The 9,821-nt window shown below is 42.8% G+C and carries 12 protein-coding genes and 1 pseudogene; 5 read left to right on the top strand and 8 right to left on the bottom strand.

From position 1 onward, the window contains the following. Positions 1-27: 27 nt before the first annotated feature. Positions 28-324, top strand: a pseudogene (locus BLR43_RS11775) (IS1595 family transposase); the annotation flags it as partial. A gap of 164 nt (positions 325-488) precedes the next feature. On the opposite strand, the gene BLR43_RS11770 reads toward BLR43_RS11775, so the two are convergent. Next, positions 489-1,010, bottom strand: coding sequence for an RNA pyrophosphohydrolase (locus BLR43_RS11770; RefSeq protein WP_058023527.1), 522 nt, complete (start codon positions 1,008-1,010; stop codon positions 489-491). A 451-nt stretch (positions 1,011-1,461) separates the two neighbouring features. Here BLR43_RS11770 and BLR43_RS11760 point away from each other — a divergent pair, with 451 nt between their 5' ends. Then, positions 1,462-1,875, top strand: coding sequence for an OsmC family protein (locus BLR43_RS11760; RefSeq protein WP_058023529.1), 414 nt, complete (start codon positions 1,462-1,464; stop codon positions 1,873-1,875). Positions 1,876-1,886: 11 nt separating this feature from the next. Then, positions 1,887-2,315: an MAPEG family protein gene (locus BLR43_RS11755; RefSeq protein WP_379542902.1), complete on the top strand. Its 429-nt coding sequence runs from the start codon at positions 1,887-1,889 to the stop codon at positions 2,313-2,315. Positions 2,316-2,364: 49 nt separating this feature from the next. Here BLR43_RS11755 and BLR43_RS11750 read toward each other — a convergent pair whose 3' ends face one another. After that, entirely contained in the window at positions 2,365-3,366 is a 1,002-nt protein-coding gene (locus BLR43_RS11750) for a tRNA dihydrouridine synthase (protein ID WP_093071240.1), read from the bottom strand. Positions 3,367-3,450: 84 nt separating this feature from the next. On the opposite strand from BLR43_RS11750, the gene BLR43_RS11745 reads away from it, so the two are divergent. Both BLR43_RS11745 and BLR43_RS11740 read left to right on the top strand, forming a co-directional pair. Continuing rightward, the gene (locus BLR43_RS11745; RefSeq protein WP_093071239.1) at positions 3,451-3,855 is read left to right on the top strand and encodes a hypothetical protein; all 405 of its coding nucleotides are present in this window, start codon (positions 3,451-3,453) and stop codon (positions 3,853-3,855) included. 27 nt (positions 3,856-3,882) lie between these two features. Further along, complete coding sequence (locus BLR43_RS11740; RefSeq protein ID WP_093071238.1) at positions 3,883-4,125, top strand: hypothetical protein; 243 nt, start codon at positions 3,883-3,885, stop codon at positions 4,123-4,125. 170 nt (positions 4,126-4,295) lie between these two features. Here BLR43_RS11740 and BLR43_RS11735 read toward each other — a convergent pair whose 3' ends face one another. The 6 genes from BLR43_RS11735 to BLR43_RS11710 form a co-directional block, all read right to left on the bottom strand. After that, entirely contained in the window at positions 4,296-5,792 is a 1,497-nt protein-coding gene (locus tag BLR43_RS11735) for a UvrD-helicase domain-containing protein (protein ID WP_093071237.1), read from the bottom strand. Between the two features lie 162 nt (positions 5,793-5,954). Then, on the bottom strand, positions 5,955-6,842 hold the full coding sequence (gene tatC / locus BLR43_RS11730; protein ID WP_093071236.1) for a twin-arginine translocase subunit TatC: 888 nt from the start codon (positions 6,840-6,842) through the stop codon (positions 5,955-5,957). Next, positions 6,842-7,501 (bottom strand): Sec-independent protein translocase protein TatB, encoded by a 660-nt coding sequence (gene tatB / locus BLR43_RS11725; protein ID WP_093071235.1) that lies wholly within the window; start codon positions 7,499-7,501, stop codon positions 6,842-6,844. Before tatB ends, tatC begins: the two co-directional genes overlap by 1 nt. A 26-nt stretch (positions 7,502-7,527) precedes the next feature. Further along, a complete protein-coding gene (gene tatA / locus BLR43_RS11720) occupies positions 7,528-7,770 on the bottom strand; it encodes a Sec-independent protein translocase subunit TatA (RefSeq protein WP_075106429.1) in 243 nt (80 codons plus the stop codon). Positions 7,771-7,994: 224 nt separating this feature from the next. Then, positions 7,995-8,831: a bifunctional phosphoribosyl-AMP cyclohydrolase/phosphoribosyl-ATP diphosphatase HisIE gene (gene hisIE / locus BLR43_RS11715; protein WP_093071234.1), complete on the bottom strand. Its 837-nt coding sequence runs from the start codon at positions 8,829-8,831 to the stop codon at positions 7,995-7,997. A gap of 159 nt (positions 8,832-8,990) precedes the next feature. Beyond that, positions 8,991-9,434, bottom strand: a complete 444-nt coding sequence (locus BLR43_RS11710; protein WP_093071233.1) for a thioesterase family protein — start codon at positions 9,432-9,434, stop codon at positions 8,991-8,993. Positions 9,435-9,821 lie beyond the last annotated feature (387 nt).

The following is a 9,821-nucleotide window of genomic DNA, read 5'->3' as shown; positions in this document are numbered from 1 at the left end:
GCCCGTGTTTGGCCTATTAAAGCGTAAGTGAAGCCTGATAGCATTGTTTATACTGACTCATTTAAAAGCTATAACGCATTAGATGTCAGTGAGTTTACTCATTATCTCATCAACCACTCCAAAACCTTTGTTAATGACAAGAATCATATTAATGGTATAGAGAACTTCTGGAACCAAGCTAAACGGCATCTACGCAAGTTTAACGGGGTTCCAAAAGAGCATTTTCACCTCTATTTAAAGGAATGTGAGTGGCGTTTTAATCACAGTGACCCAAAGTCGCAATTACTACAATTAAAACAATGGATTAAACAGGGTTTGAACTAGTTATCTAGGACAGCCCCAAAACTTATTATTCAATGTCAGTGATAATTTCTACTGATTTCACGAGAACCTATACATCATTATTAAAACCATTCACACAAAAAAGCCTGCATCACTGGATACAGGCTTTTTGTAATATGACAAACAATAAAAGTACGTTTTACTGATTAAGACTGAATCAAATGATTGCTTTGCTCAGGCAAGATCAGCTCTTGCTTTAAGGGTAGCTCACGTACCAGCTCTTGTAGGGCGCGACGATACACGCCTCGTTTGAAGTGAATCACTTGTCCGAGTGGATACCAGTAGCTGACCCATTGCCAATGGTCAAACTCAGGTTTCCCTTCATCAAAGCGGATATGTTGGGTATTCGGCTCATCTAAGCGTAGCAAAAACCATTTTTGTTTTTGCCCAATACATAAGGGGTGCTGGCCATGGCGTACGTAACGTTTTGGCAGACGATATCGCAGCCAGTCTTGAGTGACTGCCAATAAGTCCACATGACGCGGGTGTAAACCGACCTCTTCCCAGAGCTCGCGATACATTGCATCCATCGGCGTCTCCCCGCGGTCGATACCACCCTGCGGAAATTGCCAAGCGTTGTGACCAATACGTTTTGCCCACAGAACCTGCCCTTGTGTATTTGCCAAGATGATGCCGACATTGGCGCGAAAGCCGTCTGCATCTATCATGACTAAACCTTTTTAATTTGTTTAAAAATAGCCTGTTTTCATTTGATACTGCGATAGCAATCATAATTATTATAAGGTGATGGTTATCAATATCAGCTAAAAACAAGATTCATTACCGTCATTAAACCAAGAAACGAGCAGAATGTGTAACAGTATTTTGCTATAAAATGTTTCACGAGTTTTACCTTTTAAAATCAATTATTTACAAACAGACTTTTGTAGGTTTTTCAAATAAAAATTTGATAAATATCGATGTGAGTAACGACAATTGCAGAGTACTCAAATCATTTATTGAAGAAGAGAGTAAAACCAAGAAATTGTTTTCTCACGACACGATAGCCAAACAATGGCTTTATCAAATCTTGCTTTGGCTTATGCTACACTAGCCAAGCTGCATATATTTCAAACAATAAAAATAGGCTTATGCCAATTACAGTAAGGAACATTTACAATGTCAGAATCAAAAGCAAGCGTTACATGGCAAGAGAACAAAGCGTTCATGGGCGTGTCACCATCAGGACACAATGTACAAATCGATGCGGACAAAGAAAAAGGCTCAAGCCCAATGGAGCTAGTCTTACTAGGGCTGGGTGGTTGTGCCAGCTACGATGTGGTGTCAATCCTCCAAAAGTCGCGTCAAGATGTCACGGATGTACGCTGTGAGCTGACCGCCAAGCGCGCCGAAACTGTACCAGCTGTTTATACCGATATTCATCTGCATTTTGTAGTCACAGGTCAAGACATTAAAGACAAACAGGTCGAAAAGGCCATTCATCTATCAGCAGAGAAATACTGCTCAGCCAGTCGCATGCTGGTCGCAGGTGGGGTCAATATTACCCATGATTTTGAAGTGATTGCAGGCTAAGGACTTATATAATGATCAGTGCATTTTTTGACTTGGTTTCTGATAAAGTTGCGTCTGCCATTTTGGCGATGGTGGTAGCGAGCTTATTGCCTTGGGCTGTATCAATAATTGCAAAAGTATCTGGCGGCTTTAGGGTCATAAATAATGCACATCCTCGCGATTTTTTTCAGCACACAACTGGAATGGCTGCACGTGCCAATGCTGCGCAGCAAAATAGCTATGAAACTTTGCCAGTGTTTTTGGCGGCCGTGTTGGTGGCTATGCTATTTTTCGTTCCACAATCGATCATTAATGTGTTGGCATGGCTGTATGTGATCATTCGAATTGGTTATTGCACCGCTTATATCACCAACTTATCGACGTTTCGCTCTATTCTCTGGGTGCTATCCATGGCATGCTGTCTGATGCTGTTTTATCTGGCGATACGAGTCAGTGTATAGCGTTACCCGTCTATATTTACCAAGTAGATCACATATGATCAGGTGATTATTATTGTACGCTTGCTTGTAGTGCACTGATAATCACCGCTTTGTTTTTCTCTCGCTTGATACCCTCCCACACTATTTGCGCCTCAGCATAGCCTTTGGTGAGCATACCCAGCCACTGTTTATAACGCCCAACCAATACCACATCGTTCTTTGCCTCACCTTCCAAAAACTTAACTTGATGGGCGATCAAATCTTGCCATAGCAAGGTTGCCGTGTTTTTTCCGCTGTCATCATGATTTTCAGTATGGTTATCGACTTGCGCAACCAAATCAGGTCGTGTGACTGCGCCGCGACCTAACATGAGATGTGACGTGCCTGCCTGAGTCATACAGTCATTTGCTTGCGCTGCGCTCCATATCTCGCCATTGGCAATCACAGGAATATCAAGTGCATTAAAACTCTGGATTTTGCCCCAATAGGCAGGCGGCTTATAACCTTGGGTTTTGGTGCGTGCATGGATGGTCAACCAGTCAGCGCCACTTGCAGCAATTGCACCGCGAATGTCATCCATCCGTGAGGTATCGGTATAGCCCAAGCGAATCTTGGCAGACACAGGAATATGCGCGGGTACCGCTTTACGTACCGCGCTGATAATCTGATACATGGTCTCAGGTTCATCAAGTAGCACCGAGCCGCCGCGATGGCTATTTACTGTCTTGGCAGGGCAACCAAAGTTGATATCAATGGCAGGCGCACCAAGCTCGACAGCATAAGTGGCATTTTCTGCCATCAGCTGCGCGTCGCTACCCAAAAGCTGCACATGAATGGGCGTACCAGAAGCCGTTTTGGCATCGTGATGCAGCTCAGGCACGTATTTATAAAACACATGGGCTGGCAAGACATGCTGCGTGATACGAATAAACTCACTGACTGACCAATCATAGGGACGACCTAAGTCTGCTGCAATTTGCGTTAAGATTTGGCGCATTAGTGGGTCAGTCAAGCCCTCCATGGGGGCGAGGAGGCGGACGGGATTGGCAAATAGGTTTTCTGATAGAGGCATATATTCAAAGGACTGTTTTTAATAAATGTAAAATAATTTCATTCTAGTATTATAGTCCTTAATAAATTAAAACAGGACTTTATTATGTCTGAAATACGAGTAGAGTCAGTCAAAAGTATTCCGCTTTATAGTGTTGTACCGTTAATTAATCATATAAGTTATGATTCATGGTTATTAAGAGTGTCTTTATTCTTTTCAACTGAAGAAATACGGCAAATGGTGTACGTCGATTTCACTGATATTATTGGATTTAGAGTATTAGATAATGGAAACCTTGTTGAATTTTGGAATGATGATTGTCCGAACGGTTGGCTATGGGAGGTTAGCGATGGAGGTTGGTTCGACTTAGAAAAACAGCGAGAAGGATTTGTAACAGGTTATGTTGAAAAAGACCTATTAACAGAGTATCTAGTAATCGGAACAGACGACTGTATTAGCATACTATCCTCTAGTACACCAAAAATTACTACAGTAAATACTCTACTTTAAAAATATATTAGCTACTTGGGATAAGATATGCACAATACGTTTAGAAGGTGGTTAGTAGAGCTAGAAGAGATGGTAGTGATATGTGCTGAAGATATTCATCAGGAAGCAGCGCAAAACATAGTTAGCTTTGGCGTTAACCAAGATCTACTTGTAGAGTGGAGCGAAGATTCTGTCATAGAGTTTATTGGTGAATGCGCTAATTTATATCATAGAAAAAGTGGTGTTTCAGAAATGCTATTTTATGCATGGTTCGATGAGCAAGCAGGATAAATCAGAATTTCTGCCGTTAGCCAGTCGCACAAAAAACTGCCTTTTAGATGCGAGCTAAATCAAGTGACTTTAAATGAACTGGTGAACGGAATCTATGCTGATGACTCTGACTTATATACAAAAGGTAAATTAGATGTATGGCAACAGAATATCTAAAAACCAAAACGACGTTAAGACCCAAAAATCACCTTCTTCCCTGTCTGTAATCCAGAGATCAAGTCTTTGATATTATGAATATCTAGATTACTCTGCGCCCGCGTACAAGCGACATAAAGCAAGCGCAGCTCTTCTGGAGTTATCTTGACCGCATTGGTCGTCACATCGTAGTAAAAATCATCATCTAGTTGTACTTTCCCCCATTCAAGCCCTTTGGCTTTGTGCGCGGTAGAGATGACGTAATCCGCATTTTCGATACTAGTGAGACTATTGACCGCTTGGCTTAATACATTAGTCCCATGATCATCGACCAGTTTGACTAGTGTTTTGAGATCGCTACCCTCGTTGGTTTCAGCATACTCTTGTACATCGCCCCAATTATAAAAATAAGCCAGCTCGGGTACACCATAAGCCGATTTACCATTTTTTAAGTTTTCCGCTGCTTGACAGAATTTGAGCATGCGATCAGTATCTGCTTGTAGCGCTACACGGTGCCCGTGCTTTAACCCTGTGAGTAATTGCGACATCGCCGCAGCATTGGTACGGCATAAAATGGCGTCTTTTTTACTATGTACCATTCCCTTATCGGTAGAGGACTGTTTGTTCGGATTGCCCTTTAGCGGTACGTCTTCTTGCAGCGCTTTTAGTAAAGTATTGGCCACTTCTGCAATCGGCTCACCAAAGCGAAAGGATTGCGTTAATAACGTCTGTGGCAATGGCAGTTTTTTCATTGCATTCACAGCGCCGCGCCATTCATAAATCTGCTGGTGCGCATCGCCCACATAGATGACTTGTCTTGATTGCTGGGTCAAGATACCCATCATTAATGGATCAGCATCTTGCGCCTCGTCAAACAAAATAAAGTCCGCAGGGATGCTCGGCTTGGACAATGCCCACAGCTTGAGATAAATATCATGCCCGATGCCCGCAGGATGACGCGCATCGATCGACTGTAGCCAGCGCTGTTCAACGGCAGGGTAGAGCATCTCGCGTAATTGCTCGGCGTCTGAATCATCGAGCCAGCTTGGAAACAGTATGTGCCTTGGCGCAGGGTAGCTGGCATGTGTACTACAAAAATTACTTACTGCGTCACTGACGAATCGAGACAACCGTGCTGGTGTCAGCGTAATGTATTTATTAACCCCATCCATTTGCCGACGCACTTGCACAGGTTGCAAGCCCAAATCATCACCGAGGCGCTTAGGTGAAAAGCGCGGCAAAGACAGCTTGGCGGTAATATCACGAGCAACATGACGATAAGCTAATGAGTGAAAAGTACGGCACTCGACATGTGGTGGAAACTTTGAACGAGCATCATTGGCAATCGCTTTGTTAAAGGCCAGATACAGTCCGCGACCTCGCAAACGCTCACCGATTAGCTTGAGCGTTGTGGTCTTACCAGCGCCTGCGTACGCCACCACTTTAAATGATTTTTGGTCCATCGCCATATTCAGCGCGGCGAGCTGCTCATCAGTGGGATCGCTCATATAAGCTGGCATCGATGCGGACATAATAAAGCTACCTAAATACAAGAAGTGATTAAAAACACAAGGGGCAAAAAAAGCCACTGGATAAACAATGGCTCATAGATGGTGGTACTCAATCGTGACAATAAGCACTAAGCTTACGCGTGGGGCAAGAAGAAAACAAGATAAGTCAGACGGGTAAATGCTTTATTCTTTGATTGTTGATATCAGGTCAGTACTAGGTTCTTCTTTGATCAAGATTTTTGCCAAAAATAACCCAAGCTCAAACAGTAACCACATCGGGATTGCTAGCATCAGCATGGATACCCCGTCAGGTGGCGTGACCACGGCAGCCACAGCAAAACAGCCCACAATGATATAACGACGCTTTTCCTCTAGACTCTGAATGGAGACAATCCCTGCCAATATCAATAGCAAGGTCACAACTGGAATCTCAAAGGTCAAGCCAAACACCATAAATAGCTTTAAAGCAAAACTCAGATAACTGTCGATATCGGTCATCGGTAGTACGTTTTGCGGGGCAAATAGAATAAAAAACTTTAAGACCCCTTTGAGCACAATAAAATAAGAAAACGCCACACCTGCATAAAACAAAAATATAGAAGACAGCAGCACTGGGATAGCGATTCTCTTTTCTTTTTTATATAAACCTGGCGCAACAAATGACCATATCTGATAAAGAATATAAGGCATCGCCAAAAAGGCAGCAACGAAGACCGTCAAACGTATCGGTGCCATAAAGTTCGAGGTGATATCTGTGGCAATCATAGTCGAATTGGCAGGCAACTGTGCCACCAATGGATCCGATAAAAAGTTATACAGCTCACGTGAGTAACCGACCAACCCCAAAAATATGATCAAAACAGCCACGCACATTTTGATTAGATGGCGGCGTAGTTCAATCAAATGCTCAGTGATAGGCATATCGCCCAATGCGCTTAAAACATCCTCTGATGATTCATTTTGAGTGCTATCAGTTGTTGCTTTACCGTCTTGATTAATGCCATTTAAAGCAGGAATATCTGAATCAGTGAGTTTTTCTTGGCGGCTTTTTTTGCGTTTGAGTAGTTGCATCAGTCAGTCCCCTGCTTATTATCAGAAGTCTGCGTACTTACCGAGCTATTTAGTAAGGTATCGGCTTTATAGTTCGGTAGATAAGGTGGCATTGGGAGGCGACGAGCTTTATCGTAAGCACCCAAACGGAACCACATATTTTCCCACGGTCGGGTATTAAGGATTTGAGTAACGGGCGCGGCCATATCACTATCATCGTTGCTGTTACCGTGCTTTGATAACTGACCTTTCTCTAAAGTATCTTGTGGCTCGTCAGTTGCATAAGAGTAGTCGAATGCTTTTGGTATGGCTGATTGCTGATGATTTTTTGTGTCGTCAGCTTTGTTATTTCTATCACTCGCTACCGCTTCATTTGATGCTTTTAGAGAATGGTTTTGTGAGCTTTCAAAAGCCTTCATATTGCCGCGCATCTCCGCCATCTCACGCCTCATATCGGCTTCGGTTTGACGAATTTTGGCCAGCTCTTTTTGCATTTGTTGGCGTGTCTCAGCCAAGTCTAGCTCGGCCTCTATTTCAGACTGTAATGTGGAGACGGTGCGGCGAATTTTGGCATACCATTGCCCAGCCGTACGCGCTGCCTGTGGCAGTTTTTCTGGGCCCAAGACGATTAGGGCGATTACGCCAAAGAGAAGTAGTTCAGAAAACCCGATATCAAACATAATGGTCCGCTATCACTGTCTAGATGCTATACATTATGCTTGTCATCAACCTTAGTGGTTGCTGGGCGCTCGTCGGTATGGGCCGTGCCATCATGGTCAAGCACCACGCGTTTTTTGGCATGCTCTGTATTTTCATCTTTGACCGCTTCTTTAAAGCCTTTAACCGCACCGCCCAAATCTTTGCCCGCGTTTTTTAGTTTTGCAGTGCCAAATACGACAACGACGACGACCAATAGTATCAGCCAATGCGTAATAGAAAAACTACCCATAATGGTATCCTTGTGACCTGGTTTTGTGACTTAGTTTTCAGTCTTCATATGTCTGCTTTGTGTTGATAAAGCCTGCTTTGAATTGATAAAAAAGTTATGTATCAAAAAAAGCATCACATATAATTCGAGATAAAACAGAGCTATATTATAACCTGCAGTTATTACAAATAGGTGAAATCAACAATAATCAAACAGGGTCGATGCTTTTTTTTGTATCTTAATAACTATCTAGCCGCTTTTTCGTCGATACCTGATAAGCCAAACCGTCTACCTAGCTCATTTAGTACAGCGTCTGACTCTATGTCAAACCATGCCAGTCCGACTAAAGTATGGAACCAGACATCTGCCACTTCATAGATCAGCTCGTGGCGCGCCGCCTCAAAAGCAGCTTTGTCTTTATTTTCATCACAGTGAGCAAAATCTTTGGCAGCAATGATGCTCTCTGTACTCTCTTCACCGACTTTTTCTAATATTTTATTCAAGCCTTTGGCGTATAGGCTGGCGACATAAGAGCTGTCGGCATCGGCTTGTTTGCGCTCTGCCAATACCTGATCGAGCTGTTGTAGCACAGAGCCTTTATCGACTTGCGCTTGAGTGTTATTAGAGTCGATGGTCGCGCTAGCATTTTCGTTTTCAGCATTGGTGCTAGCAGATTTATCAGAATGATAAATATCCGCAGGGTCTTTCAATACTTTATCGACTGTCTGCCATTCAGGTGTTTGGCCTGATAGATCTAAACGCTGATAAAAACAAGACTCACGGCCTGTATGACAAGCAATACCGCCCGCTTGAGTCACGCTTAGCACAATCACGTCTGCGTCACAGTCTAGACGAATATCGTGGACGGTTTGCGTATGACCTGATGATTCGCCTTTGTGCCACAATTTGCCACGCGAACGCGAAAAATAAACCGCGGTCTGCGTTTGTACGGTGAGCTGTAATGCGTCTGCATTCATCCAAGCCATCATCAAAATACGGCCTGACTTGTGATCTTGAGCAATTGCAGGAATCAAACCATCAGCATTAAAAGTTACGGCAGTCAGCCAAGCAGGTAGAGTCATAATGTATGTGTCGTCTTATAGTTAGAGAGTAAAAATATCAATAAGTAATTATACTACTTATGATTGGAGCGAGGAGATTGTCTAAAATGCTCTGAAATATGATGTCATATGAAAGCTGCGCGAGCATTAAAATGAGAAAGGTGATATTGACTCGCTATTTTACAGCCTAAATAAATGAGGATATAGAGCCTCTTTGGTCGTGTTATCGAGCTTAATCACTTTATTGAGATTAAAATCATAATTCCTAAAATGTTGTCTTGCTTTGGCGACCACTTCACCTGTGTGCATACGTGTGATCTTTATCACGATGCTACCGCCATTATCATATATTGGCTCAACACCGACTTCAAACAAAAGCTCTTCGCATACTCGTATACGACTCAAAATAACCAACTGCAATGTATCAATAATTAAGCCCTGGTTATCTGAATTGATTTCTTTAATACCTTTAGCGTGTAGAAACCTTAGTCGCGCTTCGGACAGAAGGGCAGTCAGAGATTCGATGGTCACATGCTGTCCCAAGTCGATTTCGGTATGACGCACGCGCATCACTGTCTCAAAAACAAATAAATAATCCTCAAATACCAACTCTTGCTTTGACACACTATCTCCTAAAGTGGTGGCAAACAATTATGCTACTTATCATGCGATAGGTTGGCAGAATCATAATAATGATGAACAAATAAAAGGCTGTATACACTTAATAAATGAGTGTGCTTTCATGACACTCATATTATGATGTAACTTAAGTATCTACTTAAGCACAGCTTCAGCTGACATTCAATCTATTTGGATGAAAATTGACCATTTTTATGAGGTTTTTAAGCGCTGCGCTGTAGCGCTACTCATGCTGGCTAACGGTCTTTATTGCCAAGTAAAGGTTAGCCAAAACTTTACTTGGCAAAACAAGGCACTATCTGCTAAAATACCGCCTCCCACCTCGAGGCAAATAGAGGTTTAGTGGTTATTTATATAGCGATTATTCGGTAT

Source organism: Psychrobacter pacificensis (assembly GCF_900101915.1).
Taxonomy (GTDB): domain Bacteria; phylum Pseudomonadota; class Gammaproteobacteria; order Pseudomonadales; family Moraxellaceae; genus Psychrobacter; species Psychrobacter pacificensis.
The sequence above is the reverse complement of the archived record's forward strand: the minus strand, read 5'-3'. Positions and strand labels throughout refer to the sequence as shown.

Bases quoted from the DNA above. Each gene is read 5' to 3' on its own strand.
- BLR43_RS11770 (WP_058023527.1), bottom strand. From the start codon at position 1,010: ATGATAGATGCAGACGGCTTTCGCGCCAATGTCGGCATCATCTTGGCA.
- BLR43_RS11755 (WP_379542902.1), top strand. From the start codon at position 1,887: ATGATCAGTGCATTTTTTGACTTGGTTTCTGATAAAGTTGCGTCTGCC.
- BLR43_RS11740 (WP_093071238.1), top strand. From the start codon at position 3,883: ATGCACAATACGTTTAGAAGGTGGTTAGTAGAGCTAGAAGAGATGGTA.
- BLR43_RS11750 (WP_093071240.1), bottom strand. From the start codon at position 3,366: ATGCCTCTATCAGAAAACCTATTTGCCAATCCCGTCCGCCTCCTCGCC.
- BLR43_RS11745 (WP_093071239.1), top strand. From the start codon at position 3,451: ATGTCTGAAATACGAGTAGAGTCAGTCAAAAGTATTCCGCTTTATAGT.
- tatA (WP_075106429.1), bottom strand. From the start codon at position 7,770: ATGGGTAGTTTTTCTATTACGCATTGGCTGATACTATTGGTCGTCGTC.
- tatC (WP_093071236.1), bottom strand. From the start codon at position 6,842: ATGCAACTACTCAAACGCAAAAAAAGCCGCCAAGAAAAACTCACTGAT.
- hisIE (WP_093071234.1), bottom strand. From the start codon at position 8,831: ATGACTCTACCTGCTTGGCTGACTGCCGTAACTTTTAATGCTGATGGT.
- tatB (WP_093071235.1), bottom strand. From the start codon at position 7,501: ATGTTTGATATCGGGTTTTCTGAACTACTTCTCTTTGGCGTAATCGCC.
- BLR43_RS11735 (WP_093071237.1), bottom strand. From the start codon at position 5,792: ATGTCCGCATCGATGCCAGCTTATATGAGCGATCCCACTGATGAGCAG.
- BLR43_RS11760 (WP_058023529.1), top strand. From the start codon at position 1,462: ATGTCAGAATCAAAAGCAAGCGTTACATGGCAAGAGAACAAAGCGTTC.